The sequence below is a fragment of the Pseudomonas violetae genome (assembly GCF_023072615.1).
Classification (GTDB): Bacteria; Pseudomonadota; Gammaproteobacteria; order Pseudomonadales; family Pseudomonadaceae; genus Aquipseudomonas; species Aquipseudomonas violetae.
Genome location: NZ_JAKNRW010000001.1, coordinates 308,809 through 326,851 on the forward strand (window position 1 = coordinate 308,809; position 18,043 = coordinate 326,851).

Genomic DNA, 18,043 nt, shown 5'->3' on the forward strand with positions numbered 1-18,043 from the left:
CAAATGAAAATCGCTTTTATTGGTCTGGGAAATATGGGCGCGCCGATGGCCGCCAATCTGGTCAAGGCCGGCTTCGATCTGAACATCCATGACGTCGATCGCAATAAGGCCGAGGGTCTTGTTCAGGCAGGCGCGCATTGGGCTGACAGCGTTCAGGCGGCCGTTAGCGAGGCCGACGTCGTGATGACTTCTCTGCCATCGCCGGCCATCATCAAGCAGGTGGCCAGCGCGGCCGACGGACTGATTGCCTATATGCGTCAGGGCGCGATCTGGATCGAGCTGAGCACCAACAACTTGGAGGTCTGGCGCGAAGTTCGCGCCCTGGCCGACGCGAAGCAGATACGTACCCTCGATGCGCCGATCTCCGGCGGTGCCGAAGGCGCGGCCGCTGGCACCCTGACCGTGCTGGTGGGCGGTGACGAGAAGACGTTCGAGCTGTGCCAGCCGATATTCTCGGCCATCGGAAAACGCATCGATTACTTGGGCGAGTCCGGTGCGGGTTATGTTGCCAAGATCGCTCAGGTGGTGCTCTGTTACCTGCACTCTGTGGCGCTGTCCGAGGCCCTGATGCTAGGCGTCAAGGGTGGCGTGCCCGCAGATAAGATGTTGGCGATCATTCAGAACAGCACCGGGCGCAGCTATGTCGCCGACCGCTACGGACCGAGCATCCTCAGCGGTGACTACGACCCGACATTCGAGTTAGGCCTGGCACTTAAGGACATGCGCCTGACTCTGGAGTTGGCGGGTCAGGTCTCAGCCGAGCTGCCAATGTGTGCGCACGTCGAGAAGATCTACGAGCAGGCTGTCGAACAGTTCGGTGACAAGGCGCCGCACCTGATGGCGGTTAAGTTGCTGGAACAGGCCAACGATATGCCTTTGCGTAGCTAGCACAGGATATTCTAAAAGTTTCATGGTGGCGCTTCGGTGCTGTTTGCCCTGGTTTTCCGGGGTTTTTTTTGTCTGACGCTAAAGGTTCAAACACCAAGAGGCTAGTGATGAATGTAATGCTCAAGACTACGGGTGCGCTGCTGTTGAGCATGGGCCTGCTGATGTTGGGTAACGGCTTGCAGGGCTCGCTGATTGGTTTGCGGGCCTCGTTGGAGGGCTTTTCCACTCAGGTCACCGGCCTGCTGATGACCGGCTACTTCATCGGTTTTCTCGCCGGCTCGACGTTGACCCCCAGAATTATGGCGCAGGTCGGGCATATTCGCGTGTTCGCTGCGCTGGCCTCGCTTGCGTCCAGTATTGTGTTAATTCATTCGGTGTTCATCGATCCTTGGCTGTGGTTCGGCATGCGTCTAGTCAGCGGTTTCTGTGTCGCCGGTTTGTTCATCGTCGCCGAGAGCTGGCTCAACGACAGCGCCAGCAACGCAACGCGTGGTCAGCTGCTGTCGCTTTATATGGTGATCACCACAGGCGCAATGGCCTGCAGCCAGCTGCTACTGAACCTGGCGGACCCTCACAGTTTTGAACTGTTCGTTTTGATTTCAGTACTGGTCTCTCTGGCGCTATTGCCGATCCTGTTGAGTGCTACGCCGGCACCAAGCTTTGCCGCGCCCGAGTACATGAGCCTGCTCCAGCTGTATCGCAGCTCGCCCCTGGGGATTATTGGTTGTATGGGTACCGGCATGTCGATTGGCGCGATGCTGGGGATGGGGGTGATCTATGCCCAACAGATGGGTTTGCCACTTAGCCAGATTTCCGTGTTCATGGGCCTAGTATTTATCGGTGGCGTGGCGCTGCAGTGGCCCATCGGCAGGCTTTCCGACAAGCATGACAGGCGCAGTGTCATCTTCGTGGTGACATGTCTGGCAGCAGTTACCTCGCTGGCAGCGGTGGCATTAGCCGGGGTTTCGGCGACTGGTCAGTTGGTCGTGGCATTCCTCTTCGGTGGCCTGGCCTTTCCTATGTATTCACTCTGTGTAGCCCACACCAACGATGCCCTCGAGCCTCGGCAGATGGTTGCGGCCAGTAGCAATCTGGTGATGGCATTTGGTATTGGCGCGGCCATAGGCCCGAGCTTGGCCGCCGCTATCATGGGTGGTATGGGACCTGATGGATTCTTCTGGTATCTGGGAGGCGTGCATACTGCCATCGGCCTCTTCGCTCTGTACCGCATGACCCGGCGCAGTGCCGTACCGTTGGACGAGCAGGGGCTCTGTGTACCTATCGGGACTGCCGCCTCCCAGGTCGCCATGGCCATGGTTCAGGAAACGACGGTGGGCCAAGCGGATGATGTGTTGACGCCGTCCCCGCGCGCTGAAACCTAAGTCGTGCAAAGGGCTGAATACGGCGCTAAGCGCAACCGGCTGCTCCCAACAGGTAGTACTGCGGCACGCTTGTCGCAGAGGCATTAACCCTTGGCAGATGTTCCTGGCGCGAAGTGCAAGACGCGTGGCAGGCTTATCCCTGTTGGGCGGGTGGATACAGACAGGTGCCAGGTAACCATGTCGAGTCGATGGCTGTAGGGCTTGTTAGGCCGTGCTGGAAGTCACGCACAATCCTGCGAGTTTTGCTTCAGCTCGGGGGCAGAGGGAGGGGGCGGACAGGTTGTGAGTGCCAAGCACGTCACGCGTGTGCTGAAATAATTCTATGCGCAGAAGATCTACAGGCCGGCGCGACGGCGTCGCGCTGACCTGTCGGGATTAGTTGAGGCGGGAGATCACGGTGTCTGCGACGTCCTTGGGAACCCAGATTTTCCAGATATCTTGGTTGTTCTTTAGGAAGTGCTCAGCAACCTCCTTGGGCTCGGCCTTGTTGTCCTCGCCCCTCCAAGCCAGCAGCTTGTTCACTGTGTCATTTTCGAAGCTGACCTTGGGCAGGAACTCGTAGATGGCCGGCGCCTGTTGCTTGAACTTGCCGGCGACCAGTGTCTTGACCTCTCCCTCCGGATAACCGCCGGCGATAGACGTCTGGCAGCGTGCCTCGGCATAGCAGACGTTATTGGCCGGGTCGTAGTCGTTCATTTTCAGCTGGACCATGTCGTACTTGCCGAGAATGGCCGAGGGTCCCCAGTAGTAGTAGAAGACCGGCTTCTTCTGTTTGTCGTTCGATACGATTGCGGAGTCCAGGGCGGCCCCGGAGCCCGCGGAATAGAGCCTGTAATGTTGGTCCAGTACGTAGCCATGGAACATGGTTGGCGCTGTGGGTCTCGTTGGACCAGCCAGGTAGGTTGTTATAGAAACGCCCCTTGTTCGAGCCAGGAGCCTTGAACAACTCACTGTGGCAGGCCATGTCTTGAACGGATTTGATATCGGGGTATTGCTCGACGACATACCTGGGCACCCACAGGCATCGATACCGCCCGAGGCAAACACCTTGCCGGCGATGCTCACTGCGCCACTTTTTCACCTTCGACCAGCAGCTCGGCGATGTTGTTGCTCCACACTTTAGGTGCGATTTGTGGGCGCACCTTCGTGAACATGGTCGTGGCCGTGGTGTCTGTCTCGCCGGGGGTTATAGTTTTGCAACCCTAGCCTTTCACGATAATCGTCGACTCGATTTGCGCGATGGCCGAGGCCCAGCTCATGTCGGCAATTTGAATCGCACTTTTGACCGGGCAGTTGGCCTGAGCGCTCAGCGCGCTGGCTGAGAAAAAGGAAGGCGGCCAGAGCTGGGAGTTTTGTTACAAGTGTATTTATGTTTCACCTATTGTTTTTGTTGTAGTTGGATTCACGAATGTTGCGGTGTTGCGGCATGAACCTGTGGCAACCACCTGGCGGTGGCTGCCGACTGTTTGGAGCTTGTGGCAGTCTTTCCGCACGCATTCATAGGTCTAAGCTTGGCAGCACAGGCCATGCTTAGTGATAAAGTGCGGTCATTACTTCGGCCTTATCCAGATAGCCGATCAGGCTGCCTTCGTCGTTGTGCACCGCCAGACTACTTTCGGTTCCCATAAGCAGTGACATTATTTCTTCCAGCGGCTGGTTCGCGCGCACCGTTCCGGCCGTGGCTGGACGGGCTTGGCTGAAGGACTCGCCGCCCTTGACCATGGCTAGCGGTACCTTGCGCATCAAGTGGCCGACGCGGATCGCCTTGTAGCGGTTGACCCCGCCGATGAACGACTTGACATAGTCACCCTCGGGCTGCATAAGGATCTGCGCCGGGGTGCCCTGCTGAACTAGCTCACCATCCTTGAGCAGGGCGATTCGATCACCAATCTTCAACGCTTCGTCGAGGTCGTGGGTGATAAACACGATGGTCTTGTTGAGTTTTTTCTGCAGCTGCAGCAACTGATCCTGCATCTCGCTCTTGATCAGCGGGTCGAGGGCGCTGAAGGCCTCGTCCATCAGTAGGATGTCCGGATCGTTGACCAAGGCGCGGGCCAGACCAACCCGCTGCTGCATGCCACCAGAGAGCTGGTGCGGGTAGTGTTTCTCGACACTTGCGAGGCCAACCTGCTCTAGCCAGTAACGGGCTTTCTTCTCGCGCTCGGCGCGGCCAACGCCTTGTATCTTTAGTCCGAACGCTGCATTCGCTAGTACGGTCTCATGAGGGCACAGACCGAAACGCTGGAACACCATGCTGACCTTATGGCGTCGATAGTGCTCGAGCTCCTTCTTGCTAAACTCCAGCACGTTCTGGCCATCGACGATGACCTGACCACTGGTCGGTTCGATCAGGCGGTTGAAGTGGCGGATCAAGGTCGACTTGCCTGAGCCAGATAGACCCATGATCACATGGATATGTCCGGTTTCTATGGCCATCGAGACATCGCTGAGGCCAACCACGCAGCTAGTCTGCTTGAGGATATCGCTCTTGCTCACGCCGGCCTTGATCTTCGCCATTGCAGTTGTTGGATCTGCGCCGAAAACCTTGTAGATGTTCTTGATTTCGATCTTGTAGTTGCTGCTCATAGTCCTACCCAATCAACTGTTGGTGTGCAGGTGCGCCTGGGCGCGCTTGCCGAAGGCCTGGGTGATGCGGTCGAAGACCACTGCCAGGATGACGATGGCGAGGCCAGCCAACAGGCCGCGGCCAACCTCCAATCGGGTTATACCCTGCAACACCTGGAAGCCGAGGCCTTGAGCACCGATCATCGAGGCGATCACTACCATCGAGAGTGCCATCATCGTCGCCTGGTTGATGCCGGCCATGATGCTGGGCAGCGCCAGCGGAATCTGCACCCAGAACAGCTTCTGCATGCGGTTGGCACCGAAGGACTGGGCCGCCTCGACGATCTCTCCGTCAACCTGACGAATGCCCAGGTCGGTCAGGCGAATCAGCGGTGGCACTGCGTACACGACAGTGGCCAGCACAGCGGGAATCTTGCCCGGACCGAACAGCATGATCGCCGGGATCAGATACACAAAACTGGGCATGGTTTGCATAATGTCCAGCGTAGGTAACATTAGCGCTCGGAAACGGTTTGACCAGGACATCAGAATGCCCAGTGGGATGCCGATGACGGTGGCTATGACGGTGCAGACCAGCATCAGAGCTAGGGTGCGCATGCCGTCCTCCCAGAGCCCGAGGAAACCGATGCCGAGCATAGCCAGCGCTAGCCACAGTGCCAGTGACAGCTTGCGGGAACTGACGTAAGCGGCGAGGGAAACGAGGCCGACGATTAGCCACCAAGGGCTGCCAATCAACAGCGACTCGAAGGAGTTCAGCAGGTGCAGGAAGGGGTTGAATGCCTGCTCGAGAAAAGTCGCCCATTGGATGACGAACTGCTCGAGGAAGTTGTCGACGGCCCCCCTGAAATAACGGGGATCTATCAATTCTGGAAACATAGAGAAAATACCTCGCATCAAGCAGGCGCGACTAAATCGTGCCTGCTATCTAGTAGTTACTTGAGCTGAGCGATCACTTTGTCGGCGACATCCTTCGGCACCCAGGCTGTCCAGATATCCTGCTGACTCTTCAGGAAATACTCGGCCGTTTGCTCTGGATCTGCACTGTTGTCTTCCCCCCAGGCGAGCAACTTGTTCACCGTGTCGTTCTCAAACTGCACCTTACTCAGGAACTGATAGATTGAGGGCGCCTGGTCTTTGATCTTACTGACCACCAGGGTATTTACGGCGGCCACCGGGAAGCCGCTGGTCACCGGATTTTTGCAGTTGGGCTCTGCGTTGCACGAGTCGTTGGCCGGGTCATAGGACTTCATGTCCAGCTTGACCATGTCGTACTTGCCGAGAAGGGCCGAGGGACCCCAGTAGTAGAAAAAGATCGGAATCCTGCGTTTGTAGTTCGAAACTATGGCCGCATCCAGGGCCGCGCCCGAACCGGCTGAGACCACATTAAAGTTCTTATCCAAGCCATAAGCGTGCATGAGGTTGGTGCTGCGTGTCTCAGTGGCCCAGCCGGGGATGCTGTTGTAGAAGCGGCCTTTGTCCGTGCCCGGGGTCTTGAACAGCTCGCTGTAGCGGGCCAAGTCTTCCACCGACTTGATGTCGGGGTGCTGCTCGATCACGTACTTGGGCACCCACCAGGCATCGATGCCCCCTCCGCTATAAACGTTGCCAGCAACGTATGCGGTTCCTTTTTCCTTACCTTCCGCGATCAGATTCTTGGCGTTGCTGCTCCATAGCTCCGGTGCGATATGCGGGCGCCCCTTCTTAACCATAGTGGTAGCCGTGGTGACGGTATCGCCAGGGACGAACTGGGTCTTGCAGCCGAAGCCGTGCTCGAGAATCTTCGACTCCACATGGGCAATCGTCGAAGCCGAGGCCCAGCTCATGTCAGCAATCTGGATGGTCTCGTCGAGTTCGCAGCTGGCCTGGGCCGTGAGTGCGCCAACCGAAAGAATACAGGCTGCCAGCGTAGTGACGGTTCTGACTGATTTGCTCATGGTTCACCTCTTGTACTTATTGTTGTGTGCAATTGACGATAGCTGGGCCGGTTTCGCTGGTGCGGAATGAACCCATGGATGCTTGGGAATAGCGGGTAATTTGTGAGCGCTGGAACTGACGTTGCTTGGTCAGCGCCTCGTTCGCCGTCGTAACCTGTGCCATCCATGCAGCAACCCGTGAGTGGGAAATTCCTTGTTGGCGATCATGCTTGCCGTCCGTACACAGCGACCGGAGCACCGAGCGAATCAATATCGGCTTCCACGCCCAGACCGGGGGCGTCACTGGCACACAGCTTGCCATCGGTCGTTCGGGGAGCCTGAAGCCCGGTCCGCTCTTTGTTGTAGCTGTGCAGGTCGGTGGTGTTGAGGAATAATTTCGCTGCCCTAGGTGTCCTCGCCTACCACCCTGATGCGGTGTTCGATCAGGTAGTCGTGCATGCGTTTGGCTTTGGACAAACCGCCCTGCAGTTTCAAAGGCCTGGTCGGCCATGCGTAGGTCGGTGATGCATTCATCCAGCTTCATCGGCTGGCCGAAGTAGCGTCGGACCTGTAGGCATTCCTCGTAGCTATGACAGGGTTGCTCGATGATGTAGTCCAAGCCGCGGATCGCGCGTGCTACCTGAATGGCCTCATCCATGTGCCAGTCCTGGTTGGCGTCGGCGATAGCCTTTTCGGTCTCTTCGAGCATCTGCACAACTGGGCGGAAGCGTTCCACGTTGTCCCTCCAGTCATTACCCACCTTGATCTGGGACTGGCGATAACCGTTGCCGCGCAGGCGCTCTAGATCAGCCGCCATCTGTTGAGCTGCTCCCTGGGGCGCCGAGCGGTACATCGGTGCGCCATCGGTCAACTTGCCACCGAGCAGCATCCATATGGGCTGGTTGGTGGCCTTGCCAAGTAGGTCCCAGCAGGCGCTATCGAAGGCTGCCTTGGCATAGCCATGGCCAATAATGGTGTGTTCCATTAGGCGTTCGATGCGCAACAGCTGGCGGGTGTCTTCGCCCAACAAGCGCGGGGCCAGCAAACGTGCCGCGGCCTCCGTTTCCTCACTGTGCGCCACCATGTAGTTCTCCCCGCAGGGGCAGAACTCGCCAACACCACTCATGCCGGTATCTGTGTCGATCACCACCACTGTGGACGAACTCGACTCGATCACGTTGCCACGTCCCCAGGCGAAGGCACCGCTCGCATAGCTAAGGTTCTTTCGGTAGATCGACATGCGCGTGATATTCACTGTCTGCTCCGAAGCCAGGGGTAGTCGGCGATGCACTCGGTGCGGGCCAATTAGTGTTGCAGCTGGCTATCTTTTTAAATCGTTAATTGATGATTGTCAACCATCATCAACAGAACTATGCTGGTCCCGGCAAGCCGCTGGCCATGGTAGTGGGTGAGACATGACGAGTGCCTTAATGCCGATTGAGTCAGTGCTGAGCCTCAGTAGGCGCTCAAATCAAGCGATTTAGGAATTGTGCAAATGAAGATTACGAATCTGCGTACCGTACTAGTGGAGGTGCCCCTGGAGAAGCCGTTGATCACGGCGATTCACGAGACGCGTTCGGTGGGTTGTGTGCTGGTCTATCTGGATACGGATAGCGGACATATTGGCGAGAATTACATCTTTACCCTGAATACCGCTCGCCTTAGCGTCTTCGACACCATGATCAAGAGCCTGGCTCACCATGTGGTGGGCCAGGATCCGCATTATGTGGAGCGGATGTGGGACGGCATGTGGAGCGAGATCAACCCCATCGGCCATGAAGGCATCACCATCTCTGCCATGTCGGCACTGGACACGGCCTGCTGGGACCTGATCGGTAAGGCGGCCGGGCAGCCCGTATATAAACTGTTTGGCGCCTATCGCGATTCAGTCAAGGCCTACGCCAGCAGCGGCTTGTGGTTGTCGCAAACAGTCGATGAACTGGTGGAGGAGGCCAGGGGCTTTCTGGCTCAGGGCTTCCGCTCTATGAAGATTCGTCTAGGCAAGTCGCGCATGGAGGAAGACGTGGCCCGCGTGGCGGCGGTGCGCGAGGCAATCGGCCCAGATATGGAATTGCTGGCCGACGGCAATCAGGCGTTCACCCCGCATCAGGCAATACGTCTGGGCCGAATGCTTGAGCCTTTCAATCTAGGCTGGTTCGAGGAACCTGTGGCCTCTTACGATCACCAGGGCCATGCCGCAGTGGCCGCGGCGCTGGATGTACCGATTGCCTCGGGTGAAACCGAGTACACCCGCCGTGGCATGCGCGCCATGCTTGAGGCTAAGGCTGCGGACATTTTGATGCCCGACCTGCAGCGCATTGGTGGGCTCACTGAATTCCGCCACGCGGCAGGCCTTGCCGCCGCCCACAACGTACCGATTTCCACGCATATTTTCACCGAGCAGAGCTTGAGTATTGCCGGTTCCGCGCCTAACTGCATCTCGGTGGAACATGTGTCCTGGTTCTCGCCGCTGTACCGGGAGAAGATGGAAATCGTCGACGGCAAGATAATTATCCCCCAGCGTCCGGGGCTGGGCTTTAGCTTCGACGCAGACGCAGTGGACCGCTATCGCATCCTCTGATCTCACTTCACTATCGTAGCGGAGGCCTTATGGCACTGCTGTTCAGTTATGCAGGCGCCGACCCCGAGTCCTGGCGCCAGGAGTTCGCCAAGCATATTCCCGACCTGGAGTTCCGGGTCTTTCCGGAGGTCGGCGACCCCCAGGACATCGAGTATGTCGCGCTGTGGATGCATCCACTGGGCGATCTGCGCAACTACCCGAACCTCAAGGCGATTCTGTCATTCGGCGCTGGCGTCGAGCACATCATTCGCGACCCGGATTTACCGGCCGGAGTGCCGATCGTGCGGCTGGTGGATGACCTGGTGGTCAGAGACATGGCCATGCACGCGGTGCATTGGGTGATCCATTTCCACCGCAACTACCACCTCTATCAGCAGGACCAGCCGAAGAAACTTTGGCGCCGTCATCCCCATCGCGATCCCGCTCAGCGTCGGGTCGGCTTTCTCGGCATGGGTGCCATGGGCGCGGTAGCGGCCAAGTTCGTGCGCGACCTGGGTTTCTCCGTTTCTGGCTGGGGTCGCGATCCGGTTAACGTCGAGGGTGTCGAGTTCTACCAGGGCGACGAGCGACTCACCGAGTTTCTCCAACGCACAGACATCCTGATCAACGTGCTGCCGCTGACTCCGGCCACTGAAAACCTGTTGAATGCGGCACGCTTCGCCCAGCTACCCGCCGGCGCCTGCGTGATCAACATCAGTCGCGGGCCGATTCTGGTCGAAGAGGACCTGGTAGCGGCCCTGGACAGTAGCCACCTGGGGGCGGCGGCGCTGGACGTGTTTCGCAGCGAGCCACTGGTTCACAACAGCCCGCTGTGGAACCACCCCAAGGTGTTCGTCACGCCGCATATCGCGGGCATCAACTACGCCCATTCGGCGGCCAAACTGATGGCCGACAACATCAAGCGAGTACGGGCGGGCGAGCAACCGTTTCCCATTTACGACCCAGTCCGCGGTTACTGACATAGATTGCAGGCAGAAGGCTGGCTGAATCCATCGCTACTGAGGGTGCTGACTATGAACATCGGAAGGGCAGTAGGCGCGCAGGCGGCGCATATCAGTCTGCGCTTCGATCTCGGTCAGGCGCATGACCGAGGTATGGCCAGGCGAACCATATCGACATTGTTCGTTCGGAGACTCCAAATAAGGTCAATGGCGTGGCCGTCATGCAGAGGAAAAAAGGCGCCGGCCGATGGCTCGGCAGACGCCTATAGGAGCGATAGGACTCAGTCGATCAGGCGATCCGGGCGTTGGCCTTCACGCTCGTAGTGGATCGGCTCGGCGCGGCCATAGAATTGCTTGGCCCGTTCGGGGCGGTTGACGCTGTGCGGGTCCAGCACGTAGGTCGGCAAGGCGATGTAGCGGGTGCGATTGCCTTCGATCCGGGTCACTCGGTGCATGGAAAAGCGGCCCTTGAAAATTTGCAGGTCGCCCGGTTGCAGGTCCAGTTCGTGAACCGGACCGCGGTCACCACGCAGCACCTTGGTGACGGCCTCAAGGTTCTCGTTTTCCGAGCTGCGCAGGTCTGGGCAATACTCGAACATTCCACCCTTCTCGGCACCCTGAACCAGGATGCTCACGGTGAATTCGTTGCCGTCGAAGTGCCAGGCGAACTCGTGGCCCGGGTCCATTACGCTGTAGGGGTTGCGCCCCAGCGGGTCGGCCCAGCGGTAGATCGGCGCCACGCCCAGACACTCGGAGACAAAGCGCAGCATCTCGTCGGAATCGTAGGCGCCACGCAGGTCAGAGTCGGCCTCGAGGATGTCGGAGTTGATGAAACCGTTGGTGCGCTTGTTGAAGATGCGCTTGGGGTGGTCCTCGGGTAGTGACGGGTCGTCCTTGGTCATATAGGGGTTGTTGGCGTTTTCGGACCAGTAGGTCTGCGGCTTGAGCCGCTCGGCCTCGGCAAGCATGCGGGCGATCGACTCGGGACGGATAAAACCGCGCACGCAGCAGCAACCCACCGCATCGAGTTCGGCGCGGTATTGCTCGACCATCGCCAAAGTCTGTGGATTTTCCGGCTGGTGGATTGGATAGCGATCGAGGTCAATGATAGCGTCCAGCTCAGGGCTTATATTGGGTTCGGCGAGGGCGAGGGCGTGTGCGGCTTGAGGCATGACGATATCTCCGGGCGAAAATCATTTGTGTTGCGCCGCATTTGGCGCATGGCCGGATCATCTACAAAACGCTTATATTAGAAAAACGATTTTATTCGCTGCTCACCATTCAAAAAACCGATTTGAGTAGAGTAAAGCTTTGAATATCAATCATATGAAAGCATTCTTGGAGGTCGCCAAAAGCGGCGGCTTTCAGCTAGCTGCGGATTGCCTGCACATCACCCAGTCGACGGTGAGCGCGCGTATCAAAGTGTTGGAGACGCAGCTGTGTCGGCAGCTGTTCGTGCGCAAACGCGACGGCTGTGAGTTAACCGTGGCTGGGCGGCATTTCCACCGCTTCGCCGACGTAGCGGTGCGGGCCTGGGAACAGGCCCGTCAGGAGGTGGCACTGCCAGAAGAGCTCAGTGCGGTGGTGACCCTGGGTGTGCAGGTGTGCAGATGAACCACTGGGAGCGGATTGCCCCGGACTGGGTCGAGACTATGCAGGTGCGTGCGGCTGACGTCGGAACGCGAGTGGTGGCCGACTATTCAGAGAACCTCCTAGCTGACCTTAGCGCGGGACTGATCGACCTGGCGATGACCTATATTCCGCGTCAGCAGCCCGGCCTGGCCTGCGAGCTACTGATGGAGGACTCCCTAGTGCTGGTCTCTACAACCCCACGCAAAGTAACTAGGCACTGGCAGCCGGAATATGTGTTTGTCGACTGGGGCGCCGAGTTCCGCGCGTCACACTATTTGGCTTACCCGGAAACCAGGGCGCCGCGACTGTCGGTGGGGCTGAGCATGATCGGCCTTGACTACATCCTGAAACATGGCGGTTCGGGCTACTTCTCCGAGCGCACTGTCGAGCCGTTGCTCGAGGCGGGGCGGCTGCACCTGATCGAGAAGGCGCCGACCTTCCAGCGGCCGGTCTATCTCCTCCATCCCAAGGAGCCCATTAATGCCGAGCTGCTGAACCTGGCAAAAAGTACGCTGAAGGACGTGGTGGCCATCGACATGCGGCAGGAGCGCAAGTAGGACCAGTGAGACGGTCTTGTGCCGCCAGCCGCTGGGCGCAAGTACTTCGTTCCGCAGAACGCAGTTGAGTTCGAAAAATCGATGGATTGTCTAAATTTTATTCGTTTGCTTGGTGTAAGAGGGGTCGTGATCATGCGGGCCGATGTGCAACCCATTCTATTGGCTTTTTGGAGGCCTCATGATTTCAGCACTTGTGTCCCCTACCGAGCAATCCATCCGGTCGCTTGCCGGCATCATCGACCTGCAGCGTTACCCGATTCACGACCTTGACAACCCCAGGCCCTGATTGCCCAGTGTCGGGCGCAACTGGATGAGACCGGTTGCAGCGTGGAGCCCTATTTTATCCAACCCGAGGCTGTGGCGCGGATGCGGGTAGAGGCTTACCGTGTGCGTGAGCGGACCTTCTGGTCGAAGCAGAGCCACAACCCTTACATGACTGCGGAAGACCCCTCGCTGCCGGTGGATCATCCAAAACGCTTCTTCGAACGACGCACCAGCGGTTTCATCAACTCGGACATCCTCGAAGCCCAGTCCGACCTGAGGGCGCTCTACGACTGGGATGCCATGACCCGCTTCGTCGGCGTCTGTGTTGGGGGCTGGTCGATCTACTACCTATGGGCCGATCCGTTGGCCCGCTGTCCCTACGCGATCATGGAGGATGGGGATTACATTCCCTGGCACTTCGACGGCAATGAGTTCACCATCAGGGTGTCGGTCGAGCAGCCAGAGCAGGGCGGAGAGTTCGAGTATGTGCCGAAAATGCGCTCGCTCGACGATGAGAGTTTCGAGGGAGTCAGGCGTGTGCTGGACGGCGATCGCAGTCGGGTGCACAGGCTGTCTGGGGCCGGGCGCGCTGCAACTGTTGAAGGGGCGCTATTCGCTACACCGAGTGACACAGGTAGAAGGCAAGGACGCGTGGATCACCGCATTACCGACCTATGTTCTGGATCCCGAAACCGTCACCGACCGGAGAGGGCCAAGCAGTTCTATGGATACGCCATGCCCATGCCCATTCACTATGAGCGCGAGGCCAAACGTCCCGACCGCTTGACCGACTGATTCGGTACGGATCCTCATTCGCCAACGCCGATGGCGAGTGATACTAAAGGCTGTCTAGATGGATTACTTCTGGGTTTTTGTCTGCCGCAGGCTACTGATCAGCGCATCACCTTGGGTGGCATTGTGCTCTTTGGCCAAGCGTTCGGCAGCATCAGCGTCACCGGACAGGATTGCCTGAACCAAGGCCGCATGGCGTTGGCCGATGTTCTTATGGTCAGAGAACTCGGAGTCACAAGAGGCGATAAACACGCGGATCTGTTGCTCGGTCAGTTTGTAGTGCTCTTGCAGCCGCCGATGGCCGGACAGCAGTACGATTAGCTTGTGCAGTTCGAAGTCGGCGTTGGCGATGTCCTTGGGGTCGCCGCCTTCGCAGGTTTGGCAGAGATACTGATAAGCCGCCTCGAGCCGCTTGGCCCCTTCAGGGTCAATGCATTCCGCCGCCAAGCGCGCGGCCAAGCCATCAAGGACGCGCCGCAAATTATGCAGCTCCCAGGCGTCCTGGGCGTCAATAGCGATGACATGCCAACCGGTGTAGGGCACCTGGGAAACTAGGCCCTCGGTGTGCAACTTCTGCAAGGCTGAGCGGATGGTGCCGCGGGATACATGGAACTGCTCGGTTAACTTTGCTTCCGTCAAGCGTGAGCCTGCCTCCAGACTGCCCGTGACGATCATCTCGCGAAGGATGTTGGCTGTTTGCACGTCAAAGCTTTGCTTTGAAATCGTACTAGTTGCAGGCATGTTGTAGCTCCAATCACTAAATACGTTGTTAAGTGGAATCATCCACGAAGTCTTAAGCTGAATGACCGGGCAGATTCTAGACGGTTGAAAAAGCACCACGCAGAAACGCTTTGCTACCAATGACATCTACCTTGTCACTGCGGTTGGATAATGCTCAATAGCATCCATACTCAGAGTATTTGGGGAATGTAGCATATCAATTGACAATTGTTAACAATTGTCAGTTTGTGGATTGATGTCCATTGCTGACGTCTTTGCTGGAAATAGCTTGGATGCGGCCGCGCCGTAAGCGTCTGTCCTGTTGGCGCTGATGCCGAATTGACCGTGGCCGATGCCACACTGACCCAACACCAATCGGCAAAAATCCCGCACTGGTAATGGTTCACGAGGTAGGAGCCTGGGTCAGTGAAGTTTCGGTAACTGGGTCAATCCTGCTGTGGCGATAACAACACAGCGCAGATGGTGACGCTGTTTGCCTTGTCGAATCTGTGGATGGCTCGCCGACATTTACTGACGGGTGCAGGAGAGGTGCGCCTGTAATGTGGAAAATGGATAGGAATAGTTCGCTTGAGGGCCGAGAAACGGGAATAAGTGACTGATTTGATCGTTTTTTCGATCAAGCGCCATTTTTTAAATAGCCACGAGCTGCGGTCAGCCAAAAAGACGTGGCTATTTCAGACCATCCTTGGATGCCCCGACCATAAGCTGGTTATTGCCGGAGTCCTCCCATTACCTCACGCGTATAATCCAACACCACTTCCAGCGGATGACGCAATTGCCTGTCGGTTAAGCGCTTCACCTGGCTGCGGCAGGAATAGCCCGTCGCCAGCGCCTCACCCTTTTTATCCAGCTTGCCAGCCCATGACTGCTCGAAAATGGTCAGCGAGGTATTCTGGTTACGCGCCTCATGGCCGTAGGTGCCGGACATGCCGCAACAGCCGGTCGCCTCTGTTATCAGCTTGAGCCCAAGCCGGGCGAACACGGACTCCCATTGCGCGGTGCTGGCAGGGACATTGGTCTTCTCGGTGCAGTGCGCCAGCAAACGGAATGTCTCGGTCGCGGGGCGCGGGTTTTCAGGCAGCGCATCAATGAGCCATTCCTGCGGCAACAAGACTGTCGGGCAATCATTGAGCCCCGGTACTTTCTGATATTCCTGGCGGTAGACCAGCGTCATCGCTGGATCCAGGCCCACCAGCGGCACTCCATAGTCGGCGAGCGACTTGAGCTGAGTGCCGTTGCGAATCGCGGCCTTGGCGAAGGCGCCGAGGAAACCCTGCACATGCAAAGGCTTGCCGTTAGCGCTATAGGGCGCCAGAAACACCCGATAGCCCAACTGATGCGCCAACTGGATAAAGCTCGCCAGCAATGGCGTTTCGAAGTAACGAGTGAAGGCGTCCTGTACCAGCACCACGCTGCGTTCACGCTGTGCAGCGGTCAGTTCGCGCAGGGCTGGGACGCTGGCGACGGCGACCTTGCAGCGGGTCAACGTGGCCTGCAAGTCATGGCGATGGATCAGCGGACTGTAGAGCATGCCGACCTGTCGCTCCAGCAGGCGGCTCGCCCATTTCGAGCCCATGACTGCGTTGTACAAACCTGGCGCGTAGGCCATGTAAGGAATGCTGAACTCCAGCGAGCCGATCAGATAGTCACGTAACGGGCGCTGATAACGACCGTGGTACAGCTCGAGGAAACGCGAGCGGAATTCCGGGACGTTGACCTTGACCGGACATTGTCCCGCACAGGATTTACAGGCCAGACAGCCCGCCATCGCGTCGTAGACTTCATGGGAGAAGTCCGCCTCGCCGCGTGAACGCGCCAGGTTATTGCGCAACCGCGTCGGCATCCCGCTCAGCCACGACAGCTTGCCCCGGGCTGCTTGCAGCACATCGATATTGGCCGCGCCTTGCAGGCGCAACCACTCGCGAATCAACGACGCCCTGCCCTTTGGCGAATGCTGGCGTTCAAGGGTGGCTTTCCACGACGGGCACATCGCATCGTCAGGATCGTAGTTGTAGCAAGCGCCGTTACCGTTGCAGTGCATTGCGGCGCCGAAACTTTGCCAGACGCGCTCGTCGATCTGCCGGTCCAAATCGCCACGCAGTGTGACCTCGTTAACCTTCAGCAAACCTTGGGCGGCATCCGGCGGGGTGCAGATCTTGCCGGGATTGAACTGGTTATGTGGGTCGAACGCGCCCTTGAGCGATTGCAGAGCCGGGTACAGCTCGCCAAAAAACTCGGGGACGTATTCGGAGCGCAAACCCTTGCCGTGCTCGCCCCATAGCAGGCCACCGTAGCGCCGGGTCAGCTCGGCCACGGCATCGGAAATCGGCTTGACCAGCGCGGCCTGTGCCGGGTCCTTCATGTCCAGCGCCGGGCGTACGTGCAGGACACCGGCATCGACATGACCGAACATGCCGTACACCAGGTTGTATCCATCGAGCAATGCGCGGAATTCAGCGATGTAGTCGGCCAGTTTCTCCGGTGGCACGGCGGTGTCTTCGACGAAAGGCTGCGGACGAACCTCGCCGTCGACATTGCCCAACAGTCCAACCGAACGTTTGCGCATGGTGTAGACACGGCTCACGGCTTCAGCACCTTCGGCGAGCGTATGACCCAGGCGCTCAATGGTCGTGTCGGCCTGCAGATGCTGCACAAATGCCGCCACCCGGGCATTCACATGCGCCACATCATCGCCACTGAATTCCACCAGATTAATGCCCAGCGTCGCGCGTCCGGCATCCGCTGGAAAATACTCGGCAACGCTGTGCCAGACGATGTCTTTCATCGCCAGCAGCAACACCCTGGAGTCCACGGTTTCAATCGACAACGGCTTTTGCGCCAACAAGGCATTGCCGTCGCGCAGCGCATCCATGAAGCTGCCGTAGCGCACGTTCACCAGCACAGAATATTTCGGAATCGGCAGCACGTTGAGCTTGGCTTCGACGATGTAGCCCAATGAACCTTCCGCGCCGCACAGCACGCTGTTGAGATTGAAACGTCCGAGTTCGTCGCGCAGGTGCGCCAGGTCGTAACCGGTCAGGCAGCGGTTGAGTTTGGGGAATATCGCCTCGATCAAGTCCCCCCGGGTTTCCTGAATGTGCCGCGCCACGCGGTAGACCTCGCCAACACGGCCAGGCTGCGTGCACGCTACGTCCAGTTCCGTATCGGACAGCGGCAGGCTGTGCAGGCGCTCACCGCCCAGCAGTACGCTATGAAGTTCCAGGACATGATCGCGGGTCTTGCCATAGGTGCAGCTGCCTTGGCCGCTGGCGTCGGTGTTGATCATGCCGCCAACGGTGGCACGGTTGGACGTCGACAGCTCCGGGGCGAAGAACAGTCCATGGGGCTTGAGCGCGGCATTGAGCTGGTCCTTGACCACGCCCGCCTGCACCCGCACCCAACCCTCGGCGACGTTGATTTCGAGAATGGTGTTCATGTGCCGCGACAGGTCGACCACGATGCCATCGGTCAAGGATTGGCCGTTGGTGCCGGTGCCACCGCCCCTCGGGGTCAGCTTGATCTGGCGAAAGCGCGGTTCGGCCATCAATGTGGCGATGCGCACGATATCGTCTGCATCCTGGGGAAACACCGCTGCCTGCGGCAAACGCTGGTAAATCGAGTTGTCGGTCGCCAGTACGGTGCGGGTGGCGTAGTCGGCGCTGAGCTGACCACGAAAACCGCTGGCACCCAGGGCTTGGAGAAATTCCGGGTACTGTGTCGCGAGTGCAACGGTGGGCAACTGAGCGATCATTGCAGGCTGTTCTCT

At 58.4% G+C, this 18,043-nt stretch carries 14 protein-coding genes and 2 pseudogenes; 7 read left to right on the forward strand and 9 right to left on the reverse strand.

The window, feature by feature from the left end:
• The first annotated feature begins 3 nt into the window (after positions 1-3).
• Entirely contained in the window at positions 4-888 is an 885-nt protein-coding gene (locus L9059_RS01425; RefSeq protein ID WP_247286285.1) for an NAD(P)-dependent oxidoreductase, read from the forward strand.
• Between the two features lie 107 nt (positions 889-995).
• Positions 996-2,270, forward strand: a complete 1,275-nt coding sequence (locus tag L9059_RS01430) for an MFS transporter (RefSeq protein WP_247286296.1) — start codon at positions 996-998, stop codon at positions 2,268-2,270.
• A 375-nt stretch (positions 2,271-2,645) separates the two neighbouring features.
• On the opposite strand, the gene L9059_RS01435 is transcribed toward L9059_RS01430, so the two are convergent.
• The 6 genes and pseudogenes from L9059_RS01435 to L9059_RS01455 form a co-directional block, all read right to left on the reverse strand.
• A complete protein-coding gene (locus tag L9059_RS01435) occupies positions 2,646-3,134 on the reverse strand; it encodes a glycine betaine ABC transporter substrate-binding protein (protein WP_282615286.1) in 489 nt (162 codons plus the stop codon).
• Between the two features lie 28 nt (positions 3,135-3,162).
• Positions 3,163-3,351 (reverse strand): annotated as a pseudogene (locus L9059_RS30800) (hypothetical protein); the annotation flags it as partial.
• Positions 3,352-3,800: 449 nt separating this feature from the next.
• Positions 3,801-4,856 (reverse strand): quaternary amine ABC transporter ATP-binding protein, encoded by a 1,056-nt coding sequence (locus tag L9059_RS01440; protein ID WP_282615287.1) that lies wholly within the window; start codon positions 4,854-4,856, stop codon positions 3,801-3,803.
• Between the two features lie 12 nt (positions 4,857-4,868).
• Positions 4,869-5,480, reverse strand: a pseudogene (locus tag L9059_RS01445) (ABC transporter permease); the annotation flags it as partial.
• 308 nt (positions 5,481-5,788) lie between these two features.
• Positions 5,789-6,790 carry an ABC transporter substrate-binding protein gene (locus L9059_RS01450; RefSeq protein WP_247286299.1) on the reverse strand — a complete coding sequence of 334 codons (1,002 nt, stop codon included), beginning with the start codon at positions 6,788-6,790 and terminating at the stop codon, positions 5,789-5,791.
• Positions 6,791-6,806: 16 nt separating this feature from the next.
• Positions 6,807-8,024, reverse strand: coding sequence for a mandelate racemase/muconate lactonizing enzyme family protein (locus L9059_RS01455; protein ID WP_247286301.1), 1,218 nt, complete (start codon positions 8,022-8,024; stop codon positions 6,807-6,809).
• A gap of 240 nt (positions 8,025-8,264) precedes the next feature.
• Between L9059_RS01455 and L9059_RS01460 the strand changes: the two genes are divergently transcribed.
• Together L9059_RS01460 and L9059_RS01465 are read left to right on the forward strand one after the other, a co-directional pair.
• The gene (locus L9059_RS01460) at positions 8,265-9,350 is read left to right on the forward strand and encodes a mandelate racemase/muconate lactonizing enzyme family protein (protein ID WP_247286303.1); all 1,086 of its coding nucleotides are present in this window, start codon (positions 8,265-8,267) and stop codon (positions 9,348-9,350) included.
• Between the two features lie 29 nt (positions 9,351-9,379).
• Positions 9,380-10,309, forward strand: a complete 930-nt coding sequence (locus L9059_RS01465) for a 2-hydroxyacid dehydrogenase (RefSeq protein ID WP_247286305.1) — start codon at positions 9,380-9,382, stop codon at positions 10,307-10,309.
• A 263-nt stretch (positions 10,310-10,572) separates the two neighbouring features.
• Here L9059_RS01465 and L9059_RS01470 read toward each other — a convergent pair whose 3' ends face one another.
• Entirely contained in the window at positions 10,573-11,463 is an 891-nt protein-coding gene (locus tag L9059_RS01470) for a HalD/BesD family halogenase (RefSeq protein WP_247286307.1), read from the reverse strand.
• A 154-nt stretch (positions 11,464-11,617) separates the two neighbouring features.
• On the opposite strand from L9059_RS01470, the gene L9059_RS01475 reads away from it, so the two are divergent.
• From L9059_RS01475 to L9059_RS01485, 3 genes are all read left to right on the forward strand, one after another.
• On the forward strand, positions 11,618-11,905 hold the full coding sequence (locus tag L9059_RS01475) for a LysR family transcriptional regulator (protein ID WP_247286309.1): 288 nt from the start codon (positions 11,618-11,620) through the stop codon (positions 11,903-11,905).
• The gene (locus L9059_RS01480) at positions 11,902-12,480 is read left to right on the forward strand and encodes a LysR substrate-binding domain-containing protein (RefSeq protein WP_247286318.1); all 579 of its coding nucleotides are present in this window, start codon (positions 11,902-11,904) and stop codon (positions 12,478-12,480) included. The genes L9059_RS01475 and L9059_RS01480 overlap by 4 nt, the downstream gene beginning before the upstream one ends.
• A 327-nt stretch (positions 12,481-12,807) precedes the next feature.
• Positions 12,808-13,539: a hypothetical protein gene (locus L9059_RS01485; protein ID WP_247286320.1), complete on the forward strand. Its 732-nt coding sequence runs from the start codon at positions 12,808-12,810 to the stop codon at positions 13,537-13,539.
• Between the two features lie 63 nt (positions 13,540-13,602).
• On the opposite strand, the gene L9059_RS01490 is transcribed toward L9059_RS01485, so the two are convergent.
• Positions 13,603-14,403 carry a GntR family transcriptional regulator gene (locus L9059_RS01490; protein ID WP_247286321.1) on the reverse strand — a complete coding sequence of 267 codons (801 nt, stop codon included), beginning with the start codon at positions 14,401-14,403 and terminating at the stop codon, positions 13,603-13,605.
• Between the two features lie 583 nt (positions 14,404-14,986).
• Positions 14,987-18,028, reverse strand: coding sequence for a D-2-hydroxyglutarate dehydrogenase YdiJ (gene ydiJ / locus L9059_RS01495; protein WP_247286323.1), 3,042 nt, complete (start codon positions 18,026-18,028; stop codon positions 14,987-14,989).
• Between the last annotated feature and the right edge of the window lie 15 nt (positions 18,029-18,043).